Source organism: Cedecea sp. AS113, assembly GCF_037152415.1.
Taxonomy (GTDB): domain Bacteria; phylum Pseudomonadota; class Gammaproteobacteria; order Enterobacterales; family Enterobacteriaceae; genus Cedecea.
In genome coordinates this window covers 79,787-103,133 of record NZ_JBBCMI010000011.1, presented here as the reverse complement: position 1 = coordinate 103,133, position 23,347 = coordinate 79,787, and the positions used below count along the sequence as shown (strand labels likewise).

At 54.8% G+C, this 23,347-nt stretch carries 16 protein-coding genes; 10 read left to right on the top strand and 6 right to left on the bottom strand.

Features of this window, described 5'->3' with window-relative positions; genetic code table 11:
• The first annotated feature begins 10 nt into the window (after positions 1-10).
• The gene (clpA, locus tag WFN87_RS14555) at positions 11-2,284 is read left to right on the top strand and encodes an ATP-dependent Clp protease ATP-binding subunit ClpA (protein WP_008461105.1); all 2,274 of its coding nucleotides are present in this window, start codon (positions 11-13) and stop codon (positions 2,282-2,284) included.
• Positions 2,285-2,381: 97 nt separating this feature from the next.
• On the opposite strand, the gene infA is transcribed toward clpA, so the two are convergent.
• The 5 genes from infA to trxB form a co-directional block, all read right to left on the bottom strand.
• Positions 2,382-2,600, bottom strand: a complete 219-nt coding sequence (gene infA / locus WFN87_RS14550) for a translation initiation factor IF-1 (RefSeq protein WP_002211347.1) — start codon at positions 2,598-2,600, stop codon at positions 2,382-2,384.
• 278 nt (positions 2,601-2,878) lie between these two features.
• Complete coding sequence (gene aat / locus WFN87_RS14545; protein WP_336983284.1) at positions 2,879-3,580, bottom strand: leucyl/phenylalanyl-tRNA--protein transferase; 702 nt, start codon at positions 3,578-3,580, stop codon at positions 2,879-2,881.
• A gap of 61 nt (positions 3,581-3,641) precedes the next feature.
• Positions 3,642-5,363, bottom strand: a complete 1,722-nt coding sequence (cydC, locus tag WFN87_RS14540; protein WP_336983283.1) for a heme ABC transporter ATP-binding protein/permease CydC — start codon at positions 5,361-5,363, stop codon at positions 3,642-3,644.
• Positions 5,363-7,129 (bottom strand): heme ABC transporter permease/ATP-binding protein CydD, encoded by a 1,767-nt coding sequence (gene cydD, locus WFN87_RS14535; RefSeq protein WP_336983282.1) that lies wholly within the window; start codon positions 7,127-7,129, stop codon positions 5,363-5,365. The genes cydC and cydD overlap by 1 nt, the downstream gene beginning before the upstream one ends.
• Before the next feature lie 113 nt (positions 7,130-7,242).
• Entirely contained in the window at positions 7,243-8,211 is a 969-nt protein-coding gene (gene trxB / locus WFN87_RS14530; RefSeq protein WP_336817855.1) for a thioredoxin-disulfide reductase, read from the bottom strand.
• Positions 8,212-8,703: 492 nt separating this feature from the next.
• Between trxB and lrp the strand changes: the two genes are divergently transcribed.
• From lrp to WFN87_RS14485, 9 genes are all read left to right on the top strand, one after another.
• Positions 8,704-9,198 (top strand): leucine-responsive transcriptional regulator Lrp, encoded by a 495-nt coding sequence (gene lrp / locus WFN87_RS14525; RefSeq protein ID WP_000228469.1) that lies wholly within the window; start codon positions 8,704-8,706, stop codon positions 9,196-9,198.
• A gap of 121 nt (positions 9,199-9,319) precedes the next feature.
• On the top strand, positions 9,320-13,033 hold the full coding sequence (locus tag WFN87_RS14520) for a DNA translocase FtsK 4TM domain-containing protein (protein ID WP_336983281.1): 3,714 nt from the start codon (positions 9,320-9,322) through the stop codon (positions 13,031-13,033).
• 176 nt (positions 13,034-13,209) lie between these two features.
• Positions 13,210-13,821 (top strand): outer membrane lipoprotein chaperone LolA, encoded by a 612-nt coding sequence (gene lolA / locus WFN87_RS14515; protein WP_166995483.1) that lies wholly within the window; start codon positions 13,210-13,212, stop codon positions 13,819-13,821.
• 8 nt (positions 13,822-13,829) lie between these two features.
• A complete protein-coding gene (locus WFN87_RS14510) occupies positions 13,830-15,173 on the top strand; it encodes a replication-associated recombination protein A (protein WP_336983280.1) in 1,344 nt (447 codons plus the stop codon).
• A gap of 94 nt (positions 15,174-15,267) precedes the next feature.
• On the top strand, positions 15,268-16,560 hold the full coding sequence (gene serS, locus WFN87_RS14505; protein ID WP_336708502.1) for a serine--tRNA ligase: 1,293 nt from the start codon (positions 15,268-15,270) through the stop codon (positions 16,558-16,560).
• 345 nt (positions 16,561-16,905) lie between these two features.
• The gene (gene dmsA / locus WFN87_RS14500) at positions 16,906-19,347 is read left to right on the top strand and encodes a dimethylsulfoxide reductase subunit A (protein WP_336983279.1); all 2,442 of its coding nucleotides are present in this window, start codon (positions 16,906-16,908) and stop codon (positions 19,345-19,347) included.
• Positions 19,348-19,357: 10 nt separating this feature from the next.
• Positions 19,358-19,975 (top strand): DMSO/selenate family reductase complex B subunit, encoded by a 618-nt coding sequence (locus tag WFN87_RS14495; protein WP_008461158.1) that lies wholly within the window; start codon positions 19,358-19,360, stop codon positions 19,973-19,975.
• A 1-nt stretch (position 19,976) separates the two neighbouring features.
• Positions 19,977-20,837, top strand: a complete 861-nt coding sequence (locus WFN87_RS14490) for a dimethyl sulfoxide reductase anchor subunit family protein (protein ID WP_336983278.1) — start codon at positions 19,977-19,979, stop codon at positions 20,835-20,837.
• Positions 20,838-21,133: 296 nt separating this feature from the next.
• A complete protein-coding gene (locus WFN87_RS14485; RefSeq protein ID WP_336983277.1) occupies positions 21,134-22,282 on the top strand; it encodes an MFS transporter in 1,149 nt (382 codons plus the stop codon).
• A gap of 131 nt (positions 22,283-22,413) precedes the next feature.
• Here WFN87_RS14485 and pflA read toward each other — a convergent pair whose 3' ends face one another.
• Positions 22,414-23,154 carry a pyruvate formate lyase 1-activating protein gene (gene pflA, locus WFN87_RS14480; RefSeq protein ID WP_008461164.1) on the bottom strand — a complete coding sequence of 247 codons (741 nt, stop codon included), beginning with the start codon at positions 23,152-23,154 and terminating at the stop codon, positions 22,414-22,416.
• Positions 23,155-23,347: the final 193 nt, after the last annotated feature.

Here is a 23,347-nt window from a genome sequence, read left to right as displayed (position 1 = left end):
GGAGGTGCCTATGCTCAATCAAGAACTGGAACTCAGTTTAAACATGGCTTTCGCCAGAGCGCGCGAGCACCGACATGAGTTTATGACCGTCGAGCATCTGTTACTGGCATTGCTCAGTAACCCATCTGCCCGCGAAGCGCTGGAAGCGTGTTCTGTGGATATGGTGGCGCTGCGGCAGGAGCTCGAAGCCTTCATCGAACAAACTACGCCGGTCCTGCCACCCAACGTTGAAGAGCGCGACACGCAGCCGACGCTAAGCTTCCAGCGTGTGCTGCAGCGAGCGGTGTTTCACGTGCAGTCCTCCGGGCGCAGTGAAGTGACCGGCGCCAACGTGCTGGTTGCCATTTTCAGCGAACAGGAATCCCAGGCAGCCTACCTGCTGCGCAAACATGAAGTAAGCCGCCTCGACGTGGTGAACTTTATCTCTCACGGCACGCGCAAAGACGAACCGAATCAGTCATCGGGTTCTGAAAATCCGGTCAACGAAGAGCAAGCAGGCGGGGAGGAACGTATGGAAAACTTCACCACCAATCTTAATCAGCTTGCGCGCGTGGGCGGGATCGATCCGCTGATTGGCCGCGATAAAGAGCTGGAGCGTGCTATCCAGGTTCTGTGCCGTCGCCGTAAAAATAACCCGCTGCTGGTCGGTGAATCTGGCGTGGGTAAAACGGCTATTGCCGAAGGGCTGGCGTGGCGAATTGTGCAGGGCGATGTGCCGGAAGTGATGGCCGACTGCACCATCTACTCGTTGGATATCGGTTCTCTGCTGGCCGGTACCAAATACCGTGGCGATTTTGAAAAACGTTTTAAAGCGCTGCTGAAACAGCTCGAGCAGGATCAAAACAGCATCTTGTTTATCGATGAAATCCACACCATTATTGGTGCGGGTGCCGCTTCCGGTGGCCAGGTCGACGCCGCTAACCTGATTAAACCGCTGCTCTCCGGCGGTAAAATTCGGGTGATTGGCTCAACGACTTATCAGGAGTTCAGCAACATCTTCGAAAAAGATCGTGCCCTGGCGCGCCGCTTCCAGAAGATTGATATTACTGAGCCAAGCGTTGAAGAAACGGTGCAGATCATCAACGGGCTGAAACCGAAATACGAAGCGCACCACGACGTTCGCTATACCGCGAAGGCGATTCGCGCGGCGGTTGAGCTGGCGGTGAAATACATCAATGACAGGCATCTGCCGGATAAGGCTATCGACGTCATTGATGAGGCGGGTGCACGCAGCCGCCTGATGCCGGTCAGCAAGCGTAAGAAAACCGTTAACGTGGCGGACATCGAAACCGTGGTCGCTCGCATTGCGCGCATCCCGGAAAAAAGTGTTTCCGCGAGCGATCGCGATACGCTGAAAAGCCTGGGCGATCGCCTGAAAATGCTGGTGTTTGGCCAGGATAAAGCGATTGAAGCGCTGACCGAAGCGATCAAGATGAGTCGTGCCGGTTTGGGTCAGGATCATAAACCTGTCGGTTCGTTCTTATTTGCTGGCCCTACCGGGGTTGGTAAGACGGAAGTTACCGTGCAGCTGGCGAAGTCGCTGGGCATTGAGCTGCTGCGCTTTGATATGTCCGAGTATATGGAACGCCATACCGTGAGCCGCCTGATTGGTGCCCCTCCAGGCTATGTTGGTTTCGATCAGGGCGGGCTGCTGACGGATGCGGTGATTAAGCATCCGCATGCGGTTCTGCTGCTCGATGAAATCGAAAAAGCGCACCCGGATGTCTTTAACCTGCTTCTGCAGGTAATGGACAACGGTACGCTGACCGATAACAACGGACGCAAGGCGGACTTCCGCAACGTGATTCTGGTGATGACCACCAACGCCGGGGTGCGGGAAACCGAACGTAAATCTATCGGGCTTATCCGCCAGGACAACAGCACCGATGCAATGGAAGAGATCAAAAAGATCTTTACGCCGGAGTTCCGTAACCGTCTCGACAACATTATCTGGTTCAACCACCTCTCTACCGAGGTGATTCATCAGGTGGTGGATAAGTTTATTGTCGAGCTTCAGGTGCAGCTGGATCAGAAAGGCGTTTCGCTGGAAGTCAGTCAGGAAGCGCGTGACTGGTTGGCAGATAAGGGCTATGACCGCGCGATGGGCGCTCGCCCAATGGCGCGTGTTATCCAGGACAACCTGAAAAAACCGCTAGCCAACGAACTGCTGTTCGGCACCCTTGTTGACGGTGGGCAGGTCACAGTTGCGCTGGATAAAGACCAGCAGCAGTTGACCTTCAACTTTGCGAGTGCGCAGAAGCACAAGCCGGAGGCCGCGCACTAGCGCTGGCTGAGGATGTAAAAAAGGCCGGGCATTGCCCGGCCTTTCTATTACAACGAACTCTCAACGCCGCCCATCTCAGGCCGCGGAATAAAAACTATCAACGGCTACGGAAGACAATGCGGCCTTTGCTCAGGTCGTACGGGGTCAGCTCAACGGTGACTTTGTCGCCCGTCAGAATGCGGATGTAGTTTTTGCGCATTTTACCGGAGATATGAGCGGTAACCACGTGCCCGTTTTCCAGCTCAACGCGGAACATGGTGTTAGGTAACGTATCAAGTACGGTACCCTGCATTTCAATATTGTCTTCTTTGGCCATCTAATCCTCTGGGGTATCACTACCGTAGTTTGAACCGGCAAGATAATGCCGAAGTTCGCTTATCATGTAAAGAATTGTTGGTGAAATCACCAGTGAAAGTGCATTTTGCTTATTACCCGCCGCTTAGCAGCTTGCCGCATGGCAACGTCTGCGACGAAGAACGCAAGGAGATAAATGAGAGGGTATTCCCTTAAACAATAAATCCCAGACAACGGCGGGGTAGCAGGCAAAAGCCACTTAGCGGCGCTAATTATAACACCCTCACATAAAATGTGTTGTTAAACATTATTGCTCAGCATCTGCGGAACCCAGCAATGAGAGCCCAAGTGCTGGAGGCGAAGTTCCGCTAATGCCTGCAGATACTCCCGACGGGGAGTTTCAATCACGCCCAGCGAAGCCGTGTGCTCATTTAACACCTGGCAGTCGATCAATTTGCCGCCGTGGCGAATAAAGTGCTGACAGAAAACCAGCAGCGCCGTTTTGGAGGCATTCACCCGGCGGCTAAACATAGATTCGCCGCAAAATAATGCCCCCTGCGCCACGCCGTACATGCCGCCTACCAGCTCTTTTCCTTCCCATACTTCAATGGAGTGGGCATGGCCTAATTCATGCAGCCGCAAATAAGCTTCTACAATGTCTGCGGTGATCCAGGTGCCTTCATTTCGGTCGCTGGCGCAGCCGTAGAGTACGCGCTCAAAAGCGTGGTTGAGCGTCACGGTGTAAGGCGAAGTGCGATGAAAGCGCTTCATGCTGCGGCTAAGGTGAAACTGTTCCGGGTAAAGAATGGCGCGGGGATCGGGCGACCACCACAAAATAGGATCGCCGGGAGAAAACCACGGAAAAATGCCTCGCTGATAGGCCATCAGCAGGCGTGCGGGGGTCAGGTCGCCGCCAAGCGCCAGTAACCCATTAGGTTCACGCAACGCCCCTTCCGGCGAAGGAAAGGCTATCGAGTCACGAGACAGCTGTACCAGGCGCATGACGACCAATACTCCAGAGCAATAGAGCAATAATAAATTGATAATAGTCTATTCAGAACGCCTACAGGCGCTGGCGAAATTGATAATAACGTCCGCCGGACGCCATTAATTCAGCGTGATTACCTTGCTCAATTATTTGCCCGTTGTCCATCACAATTATGCTGTCAAAAGCGTTCAAACCGCGCAGGCGGTGAGTGACCATCAGCACCGTTTTATCTCTGGTGACTTCAGCCAACAAATCAAGGATTTGGCGCTCTGTTTCTGCATCCAGGCCTTCGGTAGGTTCATCCAGCAGCATTAGAGGGGCGTTATGCAATATTGCTCTGGCAATCGCAAGGCGACGAAGCTCCCCGCCGGAAAGCTGACGACCACCTTCGCCAAGCCAGCTATTAAGCCCGCCGTCTTCAAGCAGTTTTTCAAGTCCTACCTGAGTCAGAGCGGTGCTGAGTTGGGTATCGCTGGCCTCTGGAGATGCCAGTAAAAGGTTATCGCGAAGCGTGGCGCTAAACAGGTGTACGCGCTGAGGGACAACGCTCGTTGCTTTGCGCAGAGTGACTTCATCAAAAGCGCTAAGGGCGATGCCGTTAAGTTGAATTTCGCCCTGCTGAGCATCCCATGCGCGGGTCAGTAATTGCAGTAAAGTGGATTTACCGCAGCCGGTTTTACCGAGGATCGCTATTCTCTGCCCGGCGCTGACAGACAGTGAAATGTCTTTCAGTGCAGACTGACTCTGGCCTGGATAAGTAAAACTCAGCTCACGAATGTCCAGAGTTGCCCGCCGTTGCTCGGGCTGCGTTGCTTCAGGAAAAATAACTTCAGGTGTCTGGCTGGTGATTTGCGTCACGCGCAGCGCTGAGGCAATGACCTGGCCAAGATGCTGAAAGGCGCCGGTAACCGGGGCCATCGCTTCAAATGCCGCCAGGGCACAAAAGACGAACAGGGCAATCAGCGCGCCGGGAGATTGGCTTTCGCCTACGCCTGCGGATGCCATCCACAGCATCGTCAGTACGGCAATACCACTGATAAGCAGCATGATAGCCTGCGACAGGGCAGTTAACCCGGCCTGGCGACGTTGCGCTTCCTGCCAGCTGTTTTCCGTGGCATCTAACTGTTCGCGCGCGCGGTTTGCTGCGCCGAAAATGGTTAATTCCGCGTGGCTTTGAAGCCAGGAGGTGAGCTGCTGGCGATAGTTACCGCGTTGAACGGTTAGCGCTTCCCCGGTTGGCTGCCCGGCGCGGTAGAACAGCGGCGGCAGAAGGAGCAGGGTCGCGAGTAAAATTCCGCCAAGCGTTAAGGCAAGGGAAACATCAAGGAAACTCAGGCCAAAAGTCACCACCAGGATAACGACAAAAGCGCCGACGAGCGGGGAGATAACCCGCAAATAAAGGTGATCGAGCGTATCGACGTCTGCCACCACGCGATTGAGCAATTCTCCCTGGCGAAAGCGCGCCAGCCCGGCAGGGGAGAGGGGCAGCAGCTTGCTAAAGGTTGACACGCGTAAATGCTGCAGGACGCGGAAGGTAGCATCGTGGCTGACCAGACGCTCAAAATAGCGACCCGCTGTGCGGGTGATCGCCGCCCCGCGAACGCCTGCGGCAGGCAGCATGTAGTTAAAGCTGTAGAGCCCGGCAACGCCCACTACGGCCGAGGCAGAAAGGAACCAGCCGGAGAGCGTTAACAGACCAATGCTGGCAAGCAGCGTGATAATCGCCAGAACAACGCCTAAAGACAGTAACCATTTGTGGCGGCGATAAAGCGCCAGATAAGGCAGCAATGCGCGCATTAGATCTCCTCCTGGCGGCTTGCCAGTAATACAGCAAAGGGGCCTTCTTCAGAGGAAAGTTGTTCGAAATTTCCCTGCTGAACAATCTGCCCGTTACGCATCACCCAGATTTGATCCCAAGTGCTGATGTAGTCCAGTTGGTGAGTCACCATCAGTGTGGTTTGTTTCTGGGACGCTTCCGTGAGCGCTTCCATTACACGCTGTTCGCTGTGGGCATCCAGGCTCGCGGCAGGCTCATCCAGCAATAAAACACCGCAAGGGGAGAGTAACGCTCTGGCTACTGCTACTCGCTGTGCCTGACCCACGGATAAGCGGGTAGACTGATCGCCGATTGGGGTATCAATGCCTTCTGGCAGCTGCGACAGAAACTCAGTCACCGAGGCTTTATCCAGAGCGGTCTGTAAACGAACTTCGTCTGCTTCCGGCATCCCCAAAAGTACATTGTCACGCAATGTAGCCGCCGGTAGCTGCGGATTTTGCCCCACCCAACTAAGCTGTGTGCGCCACCATTCAGGTGAAAGCTGTGCCAGCTCGACGCCATTGACCAGCAACTGCCCCTGATAGGGCAGGAAGCCGGACAGGACATTCAGCAGGGAGCTTTTGCCCGCACCGCTTTGGCCTACCAGCGCCACGCGTTGCCCGGCGGGAAGCATAAAGTTCAGCGGCCCGGCCAGCACTTTCCCCTCTGCGGACAGAATTGTCATCTCTCGGGCTTCAAGAGTGAAAGTTCCGTTGCCCGAAAGCTGCACGGTTCCCTGCTCAGGGTGTTGCAGCGGTGCGTCGAGGAAGGTCTTCAGGGTCTCTGCCGCGCCTACGGCCTGAGCCCTGGCGTGATAGAAGGTGCCCATATCACGCAGCGGCTGGAAGAATTCAGGGGCAAGAATGAGCGCCAGGAAGCCAGCGAATAAAGTGACTCCAGCGCCATAATGGCCGAAATTCAGCTCGCCAAGGTAAGAGAAGCCGAAATAGACGGCCACCACGGCGATAGATAACGAGGCGAAAAACTCCAGCACGCCGGAAGAAAGAAAGGCCATACGCAGCACTTCCATGGTGCGCTGACGAAAGTCCTGGCTTGCCGCGCGAATATTTTCAGTTTCCGCCGCGCCACGGTTAAATACACGAAGTGTTTCCATCCCGCGAAGACGATCGAGGAAGTGTCCGCTGAGCCTTGCCAGCGCCTGGAAATTACGGCGGTTCGCATCGGCTGCGCCCATGCCTACCAGCGCCATGAAAATAGGGATAAGCGGCGCGGTGCCCAGCAAAATGAGTGCGGCTGCCCAGTTGATCGGGAAAATGGCAATAATAATCAGCAAAGGCACCATGACCGCCAGCGACATCTGCGGCAGGTAGCGCGCGTAGTAGTCGTGCATGTCTTCTATTTGTTCAAGAACCAGCGTAGCCCAGCTCCCCACTGGTTTGCCCTGAATCCAGGCTGGGCCTGCCTGATGTAATCTGTCGAGTACCTGGCGGCGAATTTCCTGGCGAATGTGCAACCCGGCGTGGAATCCGACCTTTTCGCGCAGCCACACGATCCACGCGCGCAGCACAAATACCAGAACCAGCAAAATAAACGGCATGAGCAGTGCTTCACGCGGAATATTTTCCATGATCATGTGCTGGAGAATGCGGGCGAGCAGCCAGGCCTGGGCCACAATCAGTAAACCACTGACCAAACCGAGCAGACGTGACAAGCCGAGCCAACGGCGAGAGATAAGACTTTGCTGTTTTAGCCAGAGGCTAAGTTCTTGCTGACGGGTTTTATTCATCGCGTGCCAGATTCTGGTAGAAGAAGGAATTCTCAGGCAATTTTGACAGGCAATGTTACATGGCAGAAACAAGAAAGGCGACCAGCAAGGCCGCCTTTTTTAACATCTTTAGATTATTTACACTGTTCGGCCAGGCCGTCGAGATAGCGCTCGGCGTCCAGAGCGGCCATGCAGCCGGTTCCGGCAGAGGTGATGGCCTGACGATAAATATGATCCATCACATCGCCTGCGGCAAATACGCCTGGAATACTGGTCTGGGTAGCGTTGCCGTGAATACCGGACTGCACTTTAATGTAGCCGTTTTCCAGCTCCAGCTGGCCGTTGAAGATGGCGGTGTTCGGGCTATGACCGATAGCCACGAACAGCCCTGCAACTTCCAGTTCTTCGGTAACATCGGTGTTTTGCGTGTCGCGCAGGCGAAGGCCGCTGACGCCCATTTGATCGCCTGTGACTTCTTCCAGCGTGCGATGGGTGTGCAGCACAATGTTGCCATTCTGCACTTTATCCATCAGACGGTTAATCAGGATCTTCTCCGCGCGGAAGCTGTCGCGACGGTGGATCAAATGCACTTCTGAAGCGATGTTTGCCAGATAAAGCGCTTCTTCAACTGCGGTATTCCCGCCGCCGATAACCGCGACTTTCTGGTTGCGGTAGAAGAAACCGTCACAGGTGGCGCAGGCAGAAACGCCGCGGCCTTTGAAGGCTTCTTCGGAAGGCAGGCCAAGGTAGCGTGCAGATGCGCCAGTCGCGATGATCAGCGCGTCACAGGTGTATTCGCCGCTGTCGCCCACCAGGCGGAAAGGACGGTTCTGCAGATCGACGCTGGTGATGTGGTCGAACAGAATTTCAGTTTCGAACTTAGCCGCATGCTCGTGCATACGTTCCATCAGTAACGGACCGGTCAGGTCGTTAGGATCGCCAGGCCAGTTTTCGACTTCGGTTGTGGTGGTCAGCTGACCGCCTTTTTCCATCCCGGTAATCAAAACCGGTTTTAAGTTGGCGCGTGCAGCGTAGACCGCTGCGGTATAGCCCGCAGGGCCGGAGCCAAGAATAAGCAGCTTACTGTGTTTAGCTGTGCCCATGAGATCCTCATTGAACGTTTACAGACAATGGGGGTGATTGTAGGGAATTCGTTGCAGTAAAAAAAGAGTGCAGCAATGTTGTTAACGATGTGTGTCATTGATGCTGCCTATAAGCCCAATGAATATCGCCGTCATGTGCATAAATAATCATTGTAATAGCACGGTAATCACGGTGCGAAAATGATGAATAATCATCAGCCAAAAGGAATATCTGGCACGTTCCACTAAAAATAGATGTTTTGCTTTGACAATCCCCTAAGCATTTGCGAAAACATTCGAGGAAGAAAAACATTTGGTGATGTGGAAGCCGCGTGCTCTCGCGCAAACCTGATGCAAATTTACCGAGTTATTGAAATTTACGCATGACGTGGACAGACGCTATGCGTGATGTCGATAGCAGCCGCAAGGCATCGGTCTTCTCACGTACACCCTGAACATTGACGTCACCAGGGTTATGGCAGGTGAAGGAAGGAATAGAGAGAGACAATAATAATGGTAGATAGCAAGAAGCGCCCGGGCAAAGATCTCGACCGTATCGATCGCAATATTCTCAACGAATTGCAAAAGGATGGGCGCATTTCTAACGTTGAGCTTTCAAAGCGTGTTGGGCTTTCGCCGACGCCGTGCCTTGAGCGCGTTCGTCGTCTGGAACGTCAGGGTTTTATTCAGGGCTATACGGCGCTGTTAAACCCGCATTATCTGGATGCCTCGCTGCTGGTATTTGTTGAGATTACTCTGAATCGTGGCGCCCCGGATGTGTTTGAGCAATTTAACGCCGCAGTGCAGAAACTTGAAGAAATTCAAGAGTGTCATCTCGTATCCGGTGATTTCGACTACCTGTTGAAAACACGCGTGCCGGATATGTCGGCGTATCGTAAACTCTTAGGTGAGACCCTGCTGCGTCTGCCGGGCGTGAACGACACCCGTACTTATGTTGTCATGGAAGAGGTCAAACAGAGTAACCGTTTGGTCATTAAGACCCGTTAATACGGGCCAGGTGCAAAATTGGCGTATTTTGGTTACACTCCTGGGAATCCATACAGCAACAGCTCCGGCAGGCCGCCGGTGCTGTTGTCTCCATTGAGTTTAAGGACCTGGAGAGCCTTTCTTGAGCCAGGAATATACCGAAGATAAAGAAGTAACATTGCGGAAACTGAGCAGCGGGCGCCGTTTACTCGAGGCGTTGCTGATCCTTGTTGCCTTATTCGCCATCTATTTGATGGCTGCCTTGCTAAGTTTTAACCCCTCAGACCCTAGCTGGTCGCAAACCGCGTGGCATGAGCCCATCCATAATCTGGGTGGTGCGCCGGGAGCGTGGTTTGCTGATACGCTGTTCTTCATTTTTGGCGTGATGGCATACACCATTCCGGTGATTATCATCGGGGGCTGCTGGTTCACCTGGCGCCAGCGCGACAGTGAAGAATTCATCGATTATTTTGCCGTTTCGCTGCGCCTGATCGGCGTACTTGCGATGGTGCTGACCTCTTGTGGCCTGGCGGCCATCAATGCGGACGATATTTGGTACTTCGCTTCGGGCGGCGTGCTGGGCAGCTTGCTTAGCACCGCTATGATGCCGCTGTTGAACAGCAGCGGCGGCACAATTGCGCTGCTTTGCGTTTGGGCTGCTGGTCTGACGCTGTTCACCGGCTGGTCCTGGGTCAGCATTGCTGAGAAACTTGGCAGCGCGGTGCTGACCGTGCTGACTTTTGCCAGCAACCGCACCCGCCGGGATAACACCTGGCAGGATGAGGACGAATACGAAGAAGAGCATGACGAAGACGAAGCGCCGCGGGTTTCTGCTGAGAAACGCGAATCTCGCCGGGCGCGTATTTTACGCGGGGCGCTTGCGCGTAAGCAGCGCTTATCGCAGAAGTTTGCTAATCCTAATGGTCGCAAAACGGATGCGGCGTTGTTCTCCGGCAAGCGTATGGATGACGCTGAAGACGATGTGTTGTTCAGCGCTCGTGGTGTAGAAGCGGATCCGAACGATGTGCTGTTCTCCGGGCATAAAGCGACTTTGCCAGAAGATCAGGAATACGATCCGCTGTTCAGTGGACACTCTGCCGTTGAGCCTATTGCAGCGGCTGCCGCGGCAACAACCGTTCACCAGTCGTGGGCTGCACCGGTAACGCCGGTTGCTTCAATGCCTCCAGTATCAACACCGGCACCTGCCGTTGACGCTGAGCATGCTGCCCCAGCGATTGCCTGGGAACCGGCACCGACAACGGTCACGCCAGAACCGGTTATTGCGCCTGCCCCGGATCATTACACGTCGCCGCACCCGGCAAGCATACAACAGCAGGTTGTGCCTGAGACGCATCAAAGCTGGTCTGAACCCGTTGTGCCAGTGGCTCAGCCAGCCGTTGAACCACAGTCCGTGCCTGAGCCGGTAGAAGAGGTGAAATACGTTCGTCCGCCGATGTACCACTTTGAAGAAGTGGAAGAGAAGCGAGCCCGGGAACGTGAACAGCTTGCGGCGTGGTACCAACCAGTCAATGAGCCAAAGCCTGATCCTTACAACTATGCGCCAGTAAAACCCGCTAGCCCGGAACCGGTTCAACCTTTGATACCGACATCTGCGCCCGCTTCCACGCCGTTATTGGCACCAGAAATGCCAGTGCCGGATATAACGCAGACTGCATCTGGCATTCAGCAGGCAGTAAAAACTGGGGCTGCAGCGGCAGCATTTTCACCCGTGTTCAGTATCGCCAGCGATGCGCCACGTCCTCAGGTAAAAGAAGGTATTGGCCCTCAACTGCCACGTCCAAACCGGGTACGCGTTCCGACTCGTCGTGAACTGGCGTCCTATGGCATAAAACTACCTTCCCAGCGAATGGCAGAAGAGCAGGCGAGACTCGCCGAGAACCAGCAGTCTGAAGACAATTACGGCGATGAAGGCGATGCGCTGCAGCAGCACGAACTGGCCCGCCAGTTTGCGGCCCAGCAACAGCAGCGCTATGGCGAAGAGTACGAAGACGAAAGCTGGTCTGAAGAACAGCAGGCCGAGGCGGAAGAGGCAGAACTTGCGCGTCAGTTTGCTGCACAGCAGCAACAGCGCTATAGCGAGCAACCACAGCAGAATAATGCGCCGTTCTCTCTTGACGACTTTGATTTCCAGTCATCGTTGAAGGAACTGGTGGATGATACGCCGAGCGAGCCGCTGTTTACCCCGAGCTTTGAACCGGCCCCGCAGCCAGTTCAGCACAGTCAACCCGCGGCACAGCCTTCTCAATATGCTCAGGCGGCTCAGCATCAGCCTGCTGCGCCAGAGCCAAAAGAGAGCCTGATCCACCCGTTCTTGATGCGCAACGGTGACGATCGCCCGCTTCAGAAACCGACCACGCCGCTGCCGTCGTTGGATCTACTGACTTCTCCTCCAACTGAGGTTGAACCGGTAGATACCTTTGCAATGGAGCAGATGGCGCGCCTGGTTGAAGCGCGTCTGGCGGATTACCGCATTAAAGCGGATGTAGTGGATTATTCCCCTGGCCCAGTCATTACCCGCTTCGAGCTGGATTTGGCTCCGGGTGTGAAGGCTGCCCGCATATCTAACCTTTCCCGCGACCTGGCGCGTTCGCTCTCCACCGTCGCCGTGCGTGTGGTTGAGGTTATTCCGGGTAAACCTTACGTGGGCCTTGAGTTGCCTAACAAAAAGCGCCAGACCGTTTATCTGCGTGAAGTGCTCGACTGCGCTAAATTCCGCGACAACGGCTCTCCGTTGACCGTGGTTCTGGGTAAAGACATCGGCGGTGAGCCTGTCGTTGCAGACCTGGCGAAAATGCCTCACTTGCTGGTAGCCGGTACAACGGGGTCCGGTAAGTCGGTTGGCGTAAACGCCATGATCATCAGCATGTTGTATAAAGCAACGCCGGAAGATGTTCGCTTCATTATGATCGACCCGAAAATGCTTGAGCTGTCGGTGTATGAAGGCATTCCACATCTGTTGACCGAAGTGGTTACGGATATGAAAGACGCCGCGAATGCGCTGCGCTGGAGCGTGAACGAGATGGAGCGCCGCTATAAGCTGATGTCCGCGCTGGGCGTGCGAAACCTTGCGGGCTACAACGAACGCGTGCTGGAAGCTGAGCGCATGGGGCGCCCAATCCCTGACCCGTTCTGGAAACCTGGTGACAGCATGGAAGTGAGCCACCCGATGCTGGAGAAACTGCCGTATATCGTGGTGCTGGTGGATGAATTTGCCGACCTGATGATGACGGTAGGCAAAAAAGTAGAAGAGCTGATCGCCCGCCTCGCACAGAAAGCGCGCGCCGCAGGTATTCACCTTGTTCTTGCAACCCAGCGTCCATCGGTTGACGTCATTACCGGCCTGATTAAAGCTAACATCCCAACCCGTATCGCGTTTACGGTGTCGAGCAAGATTGACTCACGCACAATCCTGGATCAGGGCGGCGCTGAATCACTTCTCGGCATGGGGGATATGCTTTATTCCGCGCCAAACTCCACGACGCCGATTCGTGTGCACGGTGCCTTTGTGCGTGATGAAGAAGTGCATGCGGTGGTGCAGGACTGGAAAGCACGTGGCCGTCCGCAGTACATCACCGGCATTACCGATGATGAAGGCAGCGGTGACGGCGGTGGCGGCGGGATGGACGGTGACGAAGAGCTGGATCCGCTGTTCGATCAGGCAGTCGCTTTCGTGGTAGAGAAACGCAAAGCATCTATCTCCGGCGTGCAGCGCCAGTTCCGTATCGGCTACAACCGAGCCGCGAGAATAGTGGAGCAGATGGAAGCGCAGGGGATCGTGAGCCCACAGGGGCATAACGGTAACCGAGAGGTTCTTGCGCCACCTCAGTTTGAGTAATCCGGCCGAGCGCTAGTCCATTGAGCAAAAAAGAGCCGCGCCTGCGGCTCTTTTTGCAAAGATGGGTAAATTACCGGAAAATCAGCTTATTCTTCTGTTGCGGTAGCCGAAGACTTCACTAGAGTGAGCAGCAGACGCGCCATCGTCAGGTGGTCAATGAATCCAGAGGGAACATAATGAAAAAAATCGTAATTGCCTGTGCGCTGTTAGCCGGCCTGACCGCAACCGGAGCCTGGGCTGACGCAGCCGGGGATTTGCAGGGTCGCCTTGATAAAGTTGGCAGCTTCCACGCAAGCTTCACCCAGAAAGTCACCGATGGTAGCGGCGCTGCCGTGCAGGAAGGCCAGGGCGATCTGTGGGTTAAGCGCCCAAACCTGTTCAACTGGCACATGACTCAGCCCGATGAAAGCATCCTCGTTTCCGACGGTAAAACCCTGTGGTTCTACAACCCGTTTGTTGAGCAGGTTACGGCTACCTGGCTAAAAGACGCCACCAGCAATACGCCGTTTATGCTGATTGCCCGCAACCAGTCCAGCGACTGGAAGCAATACAACATTAAGCAGAACGGCGATGACTTTGTGCTGACGCCAAAAAGCAGCTCGGGTAACCTGAAGCAGTTCACCATCAACGTCGGCCGAGACGGCACTATCCATCAGTTCAGCGCCGTAGAGCAGGATGACCAGCGCAGCAGCTATACTTTGAAGGCTCAGCAAAACGGCGCAGTGGATGCCGGTAAGTTTACGTTCACCCCGCCAAAAGGCGTCACGGTGGACGACCAACGTAAGTAGAGGCTTGAGTGAGCAATCTGTCGCTCGATTTTTCAGAGAATACCTTCCAGCCGCTGGCCGCGCGTATGCGGCCAGAAAATCTGGCGCAGTACATCGGCCAGCAGCATCTGCTGGCTGATGGAAAACCGCTGCCCCGAGCCATTGAAGTAGGTCATCTGCATTCCATGATTCTTTGGGGGCCGCCGGGCACCGGTAAAACAACCCTCGCCGAAGTGATTGCTCGCTATGCCAGCGCGGATGTTGAACGTATTTCTGCGGTAACCTCAGGCGTGAAAGATATTCGTGAGGCCATCGAACGTGCGCGGCAGAACCGCAATGCCGGGCGCCGCACCATTCTTTTTGTCGACGAAGTTCACCGATTCAACAAAAGCCAGCAGGATGCCTTCCTGCCGCATATCGAAGACGGCACCATTACTTTTATTGGTGCGACAACCGAAAACCCTTCTTTTGAGCTCAACTCGGCGCTGCTCTCCCGTGCCCGCGTGTATCTACTGAAATCACTGACCGTGGCGGATATTGAGCTGGTGCTCGATCAGGCGATGAACGATAAAGCCAGGGGCTACGGCGGGCAAAATATCATCCTGCCGGACGAAACGCGTAAAGCCATTGCCGAGCTGGTAAACGGCGATGCGCGCCGGGCGTTAAATACGCTCGAAATGATGGCGGATATGGCTGAAGTTGACGCCAGCGGCAACCGGATTTTGCAAACCCAATTGCTAACGGAGATTGCTGGTGAACGCAGTGCGCGTTTCGATAATAAAGGCGATCGTTTTTACGATCTGATTTCAGCGGTACATAAATCAATTCGCGGTTCTGCCCCGGATGCCGCTCTTTACTGGTACGCGCGTATTATTAGCGCAGGTGGCGATCCGCTCTACGTTGCGCGGCGCTTACTGGCGATTGCCTCTGAAGACGTTGGTAACGCGGATCCCAGAGGTATGCAGGTGGCCATTGCCGCCTGGGATTGCTTCACCCGCGTAGGGCCAGCGGAAGGGGAGAGGGCTATTGCTCAGGCGATTGTTTATCTGGCCTGCGCCCCGAAAAGCAACGCCGTTTATACCGCGTTCAAAGCTGCAATGGCGGATGCGCGCGAACGCCCCGATTATGACGTGCCCGTCCATCTGCGTAACGCCCCAACGAAATTAATGAAAGAAATGGGCTATGGCCAGGAATACCGTTACGCCCATGACGAGCCCAATGCCTATGCCGCCGGGGAAGACTATTTCCCACCTGAAATGGCGCAAACTCGCTACTATCGGCCGACCAACAGAGGTCTGGAAGGGAAGATTGGCGAAAAGCTAGCCTGGCTGACCGAGCAGGATCAGAAAAGCCCCACAAAACGCTACCGCTAATGCAGGCGTTGCGGTAAGGTTAGCAAGACTATCAAAGCGGTCGCAGGCTGTGGCCGCACTCCTATAAATTCAATTCGATAAGCACAGGATAAGCATGCTCGATCCCAATCTGCTGCGTACAGAGCCAGACGCAGTCGCTGAAAAACTGGCACGCCGGGGCTTTAAGCTGGATGTAGACACGCTGCGCTCTCTGGAAGAGCGTCGTAAAGTACTGCAGGTCAAAACGGAAAATCTGCAGGCTGAACGTAACTCGCGATCGAAATCCATCGGCCAGGCGAAAGCGCGCGGAGAAGACATTGAGCCGCTGCGCCTGCAGGTTAACCAGCTGGGTGAAGAGCTGGATGAAGCGAAAAACGAGCTTGATTCTCTGCTGGCAGAAATTCGCGATATCTCGCTGACATTGCCAAACATTCCTGATGACTGCGTGCCATTGGGCAAAGACGACAGCGAAAACGTCGAAGTCAGCCGCTGGGGCGAGCCGCGTAAATTTGATTTCGAAGTGCGCGATCACGTCACCCTGGGCGAAATGGCAAAAGGCCTGGACTTCGCTGCGGCGGTTAAACTCACCGGTTCCCGCTTTGTAGTCATGCAGGGGCAGGTGGCGCGTATGCACCGTGCGCTGAGCCAGTTTATGCTGGATCTGCACACCGAGCAGCACGGTTACATGGAAAACTATGTTCCGTATCTGGTTAACCAGGACACGCTGTACGGTACCGGCCAGTTGCCTAAATTTGGCGGTGACCTGTTCCATACTCGTCCGCTGGAAGAAGAAGCGGACAGCAGCAACTATGCGCTGATCCCTACCGCAGAAGTGCCGCTGACCAACCTGGTTCGCGACGAGATCATCGACGAAGATTCCCTGCCGCTGAAGCTGACTGCGCACACGCCGTGCTTCCGCTCTGAAGCGGGATCCTATGGCCGTGATACTCGCGGGCTGATTCGTATGCACCAGTTCGACAAAGTTGAGATGGTGCAGATAGTTCGCCCTGAAGACTCTATGGATGCGCTGGAAGAGATGACCGGCCACGCGGAGAAGGTTCTGCAACTGCTGGGGCTGCCATACCGTAAAGTGCTGCTTTGCAGCGGTGATATCGGTTTCGGTGCGCGCAAAACTTACGATCTGGAAGTCTGGCTGCCGGCACAGGATACGTACCGTGAGATCTCTTCCTGTTCCAACTGCTGGGACTTCCAGGCTCGCCGCCTGCAGGCTCGCTGCCGCAGTAAAGCAGACAAGAAGACTCGCCTGGTTCACACCCTGAACGGTTCTGGTCTGGCAGTTGGCCGTACTCTGGTCGCCGTCCTGGAAAACTACCAGCAGGCTGATGGCCGCATTCAGGTACCAGAAGTGCTGCGTCCTTACATGAATGGCCTGGAATACATCGGGTAATCCGCCGTTTGTGATGCATTGAAAAAGCGCCTAAGGGCGCTTTTTTTATACCCTAATTCCGAGGTTTTACGTCAACACCGCCTTTCTTGATACCAGACAATAACCCCTACTCCCAAAGAAGTATTATTGCTCACCGGAAGCGGGTGATGATTGTTCAATTAAAACTTACATCTAATCATCATTTGACGGCCGTGCTTCACAAGGCGTGACGCGGCCAGGTCAATCCTTCAATAAAAATATACCGGACACCCCTTTCACCCTTTAGCTGCGCAACGGAATGTGGGCTCTCAACCCGCGTGACCGCTGTCGGCTTATTTCAACTGTGAGCAAAACAAGTAGGTCACTATGACTGATAAAACCCCTAACGCGATCCTCGCGGCAGAGGTCAGCCGTCGTAAGCTGGTCCAAACCACGGCAATCGGTGGTTTAGCTGCTGCAACTAGCGCCTTCTCACTCCCCTTCTCCCGGCTCACTTTTGCCGCTCAAACCGTTAATCCCGGTAGCAGTGGAAAAGTGGTCTGGAGCGCCTGTACGGTGAACTGTGGCAGCCGCTGCCCGTTGCGTATGCACGTGGTGGATGGCGAAATTAAATATGTCGAAACCGATAACACCGGCGATGACGATTATGAAGGTTTACACCAGGTTCGGGCCTGCCTGCGTGGTCGCTCTATGCGCCGACGGGTCTATAATGCTGACCGCCTGAAATACCCGATGAAACGCGTTGGCGCGCGTGGAGAAGGGAAGTTCGAGCGCATTAGCTGGGATGAAGCGTTTGATACCATTGCCCACAGCATGCAGAGCATCATTAAAGAGCATGGTAACGAAGCTATTTATCTGAACTACGGTACCGGTACGCTGGGTGGAACCATGACGCGTTCCTGGCCGCCGGGTTCCACGCTGATTGCTCGCCTGATGAATTGCTGCGGGGGCTACCTCAATCATTACGGGGACTATTCCACCGCACAGATTGCCGCCGGTCTGAATTATACCTACGGCGGCTGGGCGGACGGCAACAGCCCATCCGATATTGAAAACAGCAAGCTGGTGGTGCTGTTCGGCAATAATCCGGGCGAAACGAGGATGAGCGGTGGCGGGGTAACTTATTACCTCGAACAGGCTCGCCAAAAGTCTAATGCCCGAATGATCATTATTGACCCACGTTACACCGACACCGGCGCAGGCCGGGAAGACGAGTGGATCCCTATTCGCCCTGGCACCGATGCGGCGCTGATTTCCGCACTGGCGTGGGTCATGATTGACGAAAACCTAGTAGATCAGGCCTTTCTGGACAAATACTGCGTGGGCTATGATGAAAAAACGCTCCCGGCCGGTGCGCCGCGCAATGGCCACTACAAAGCTTATATCCTGGGTCAGGGAGCTGACGGCATTGCCAAGACGCCTGAATGGGCTTCGCAGATAACCGGTATTCCGACCGATCGTATTATCAAACTTGCCCGGGAAATTGGCAGTGCTAAACCGGCCTTTATCAGCCAGGGGTGGGGGCCGCAGCGTCACTCCAACGGCGAGCTGGTTTCCCGCGCAATCGCCATGCTTTCTATCCTGACCGGTAACGTCGGTATTCACGGGGGCAACAGCGGGGCGCGTGAAGGCTCTTATAGCCTGCCGTTCGTGCGAATGCCTACGCTGGAAAACCCGGTTCAAACCAGTATTTCCATGTTTATGTGGACCGATGCCATCGAACGCGGCGCGCAGATGACAGCCACCCGCGACGGCGTGCGTGGTAAAGAGAAACTGGATGTACCGATTAAAATGGTCTGGAACTATGCCGGGAATTGCCTGATTAACCAGCATTCTCAGATCAACCGCACGCACGACATTCTGCAGGATGATAAAAAATGCGAAATGATCGTGGTAATCGACAACCATATGACGTCCTCTGCGAAATACGCCGATATTCTTCTGCCGGATTGCACGGCCTCTGAGCAGATGGATTTCTGCCTCGATGCTTCCTGCGGCAACATGTCTTATGTGATTTTTGCTGAACAGGCCATCAAGCCGCGTTTTGAATGCAAAACCATCTATGAAATGACGACCGAACTGGCGAAGCGTATGGGTGTGGAGCAGCGTTTCACGGAAGGACGGACGCAGGAAGGCTGGATGCGTCACCTGTATGTTCAATCTCAGGCAGCGATCCCTGAGCTGCCGAGCTTTGATGAGTTCCGCCAATTGGGGATGTTTAAAAAGCGTGACCCGGAAGGGCATCACGTCGCCTACAAAGCCTTCCGTGAAGATCCCCATGCCAACCCATTAACGACGCCGTCAGGGAAAATTGAGATCTATTCCGCTCAGCTTGCGGATATTGCCGCCACCTGGGAACTGCCGGAAGGGGATGTCATCGACCCGCTGCCGGTTTATAGCGCTGGTTTTGAGAACGTTGGCGATCCGCTGGCGGAAAAATGGACGCTGCAGCTAACCGGCTTCCATTACAAAGCGCGGACGCACTCGACCTATGGCAACGTTGACGTGCTGAAGGCTGCCTGTCGCCAGGAGATGTGGATCAACCCGCTTGATGCAAAACAGCGCGGCATCGCCAATGGTGATGAAGTCCGTATTTTTAACGACCGCGGGGAAGTCCGCATTAGCGCCAAAGTGACGCCACGCATCATTCCTGGCGTTGTCGCCTTAGGGGAAGGCGCCTGGTATAGCCCCGATGTCAATAAAGTCGACCGCGGGGGCAGCATCAATGTGCTGACCACCCAGCGCCCGTCACCGCTGGCAAAAGGCAATCCATCCCACAGTAACCTGGTCCAGGTTGAAAAGGCGTAAGGAGCAGTAAATGACAACCCAATATGGCTTTTATATCGACTCCAGTCGCTGCACCGGCTGCAAAACCTGCGAACTGGCGTGCAAGGATTTTAAGAACCTGAGTCCGGAAGTTAGCTATCGCCGCATTTATGAATATGCGGGCGGTAACTGGCAGGAAGATAACGGTGTTTTCCACCAGGATGTTTTCGCCTACTACCTTTCTATCTCCTGTAACCACTGTGAAGATCCGGCCTGTACTAAGGTCTGCCCGAGCGGCGCCATGCACAAGCGGGAAGATGGGTTTGTGGTGGTGAACGAAGAGGTTTGTATCGGCTGCCGCTACTGCCATATGGCGTGTCCGTACGGTGCGCCGCAGTACAACGAAGAGAAAGGCCACATGACCAAGTGCGACGGCTGTTATGAGCGCGTTGCCGAGGGGAAAAAGCCGATTTGTGTGGAATCCTGCCCGTTGCGAGCGCTGGATTTAGCACCTGTCGACGAATTACGCAAAAAGTACGGGACTCAGGCCGCCATTGCGCCGCTGCCTGCATCGCACTTCACAAAACCAAATATCGTGATTAAACCTAACGCCAACAGCCGCCCAAGTGGGGATACCAGCGGTTATCTGGCCAACCCGAAGGAGGTGTGAGATGGGAAACGGATGGCATGAATGGCCGCTGATGGTCTTTACGGTGTTAGGCCAGTGCGTTGCGGGCGGGTTTATCGTTATGGCATTGGCGCTATTGTATGGCGTGAAGGACAGGGCGGTTCGCAAGCGCGCCGAATTGCTGATGGTGGTGCTATGGATCCTGATGGGCATCGGCTTTATTGCCTCAATTCTGCATCTCGGCTCGCCGCTGCGAGCGTTCAACTCCCTGAATCGCCTCGGCAGTTCAGCGCTGAGCAATGAAATTGCCAGCGGATCGGTATTCTTTGCGGTGGGTGGTTTCTGGTGGCTTTTGACCGTGCTCGGAAAAATGCCTCAGGCACTCAGCAAAGTCTGGGTCGTAATCACCATGATTCTGGGCGTGGTATTTGTCTGGATGATGAGTCGGGTTTACCTGATTGACACAGTTCCGACCTGGTTTAGCGTCTGGACGCCGCTGAGCTTCTTCCTGACGATGTTTATCGGTGGTCCACTGCTGGGCTATTTGCTGCTTTCTGCAGCCGGGGTTAGCGGTTGGGGGATGCGTATATTGCCTGTCGTCTCACTGCTTGCTTTGCTGGTTAGCATGGTTGTTGTGCTGATGCAGGGGATGGAACTGGCTACGCTGCATAACTCTATTCAACAGGCATCTGCGCTGGTGCCGGAGTACGGTTCGCTGATGGCCGGGCGGATGGTTCTGCTGGTGATTGCTCTGGTCGGCTGGATTGTACCGCAGCTGAAAGGCTCTCGGCCTGGCGTCGGTCTGCTGACGCTGGCGATGGTCTTGATGATTGCAGGTGAACTTATCGGTCGCGGCGTTTTCTACGGGCTGCATATGACGGTTGGTATGGCGATAGCGAGCTAACATTTCATCGAGTTATAAGCGCGTCTGAGGGCGCGCTTTTTCATCTTCTCGCATAAGAAAATTTCACCTGAATATCCATGAAATTTTTGATTGCTCATTTTGACCTGCTTCCCGCTATATCGCATCAAAAACAGCGAGATACAATTTACGTGACTCCGGTCACTTATTAGCAGGATAAGTTTTTCAAATCGTACCCGCTCAAACCCTCCATACCCCCCATTATTGCTGGATTGACAATCAATTTACCGGTGGCATGATGCGCACAAATTTCCTGATTTCCTCACGGTTTGATACCCATGACCACCTATACCCGTCCCGTATTGCTCCTGCTTTGCGGGCTTTTGCTGCTGACTCTGGCGATGGCGGTTTTAAACACGCTCGTCCCGCTTTGGCTGGCTCACGATAATCTTCCTACGTGGCAGGTCGGGATGGTGGGCTCCGCCTACTTTACCGGCAACCTGGTCGGGACATTGATTACCGGATGGGTGATTAAGCGCCACGGGTTTAACCGCAGCTACTATCTTGCCTCCATTATCTTTGCCGTGGGCTGTATTGGCCTCGGGCTGATGGTTGGTTTCTGGAGCTGGATGGTCTGGCGCTTTGTGGCCGGCGTGGGCTGCGCCATGATTTGGGTTGTGGTTGAAAGCGCCCTGATGTGCAGCGGGACTTCCCGCAACCGTGGCCGTCTGCTGGCGGCTTATATGACCGTTTACTACATCGGGATGGTGGTCGGCCAACTGATGGTCAGCAAGCTTTCTACTGAGCTGATGAACGTTCTGCCCTGGGCTACCGCGCTGGTGCTGGCCGCTATTCTACCATTGCTGTTTACCCATATCGTGAGCGATGGGGATGAACATCGGGATAACACGCCGGTCTGGCCGATGCTGCGTCTGCGCCAGGCTCGACTGGGCGTGAACGGCTGCATTATGTCAGGTATCGTACTCGGCTCTCTGTATGGTCTGATGCCGTTGTATTTGAACCATCAGGGCGTGAGCGACTCCGGTATTGGTTTCTGGATGGCGCTGATGATCAGCGCGGGTATTGTTGGTCAGTGGCCTATGGGGCGTCTGGCGGACAAATATGGCCGTCTGCTGGTGCTGCGTGTGCAGGTGTTTGTGGTGATTCTCGGCTGTCTGGCGATGCTCAGCAACGCCGCCATGGGGCCTGCGCTATTCGTTCTGGGGGCTTTTGGTTTCACGCTCTACCCGGTGGCGATGGCCTGGGCTTGCGAAAGGATTGAGCGTCATCAGCTGGTGGCGATGAATCAGGCGCTGTTGCTGAGCTACACCATCGGGAGCTTAATTGGGCCGACAGTGACTGCGCTGCTGATGCAAAACTACTCTGATAACGTGCTGTTTATCATGATGGCCACAGTGTCATTTGTTTACCTGATGATGCTGCTGCGTAAGGCGGGCCATCATCCAACCCCGGTGGCTCACGCTTAATCAGCTTGCCGCGTCTATAGACCCGATATCATGGGCGTTTGTGGCTGGTTGAGCTATGTGAGGCCCTGCTGAGAAGTGAGCGAGCCGAAAGAAAAATATACGTGCTCCCACAGAGGGGAGCACGGTTCGAATCAGTACATTACTTTATGGCCGTACTGCTCCAGAATACCTTTCACCCGCTCCATCGTTTCCTTCTTCGGCGGGTGCACGCCATCCAGCTTGTATTCTTCGCCCATCGCCACCCACTTGTGTTTGCCCAGCTCGTGGTACGGCAGCAGCTCGATTTTTTCAACGTTGCCCATATCGCGGGTAAATTCCCCGAGTCGATGTGCAGAGTCGTCATCGTCAGACCAGCCCGGTACAACAACGTAGCGGATCCACACTTTAATGTCTTTTTTCGACAGATATTGCGCAAATTCAAGCGTGCGGTGGTTTGACACGCCCACCAGGTTTTGGTGGATTTCGTCGTTCATCTGCTTGAGATCGAGCATTACCAGGTCGGTGACTTCCAGCAGCTCATCAATCACCGGATCGTAGCGGCGAACAAAGCCGTTGGTGTCCAGGCAGGTATGAATCCCTTCTTTACGGCAGGCGCGGAACCAGTCACGTACGAACTCGGCCTGCAGAATAGCTTCGCCGCCGGATGCGGTAACGCCGCCGCCCGAGGCATTCATGAAGTGGCGATAGGTAACAACTTCTTTCATCAGCTCTTCTACCGTCACTTCTTTGCCACCGTGGGTGTCCCAGGTGTCGCGGTTGTGGCAGTAAAGGCAGCGCATCAGGCAGCCCTGAAAGAAGGTGATAAAACGGATACCGGGGCCGTCCACGGTACCGCAGGATTCAAAAGAGTGAATTCGTCCGATTGCTGACATTGCGGTGATCTCTCCAGATGTGGCCCGTCCAGGGCCTGTGTCGTGCACAGCTCAAGCCGGCTGTGTTAAGTCTGTTTTGACAGATACCCAGAGTATAGATAGCTGGCAAAGCAGGCTGAGGGTAGGGAGGTGAGTAAAAAGGCCCCACGGGAGTGGAGCCTTTATATAGTACGCTTCTTCAGTCTGACAAGGA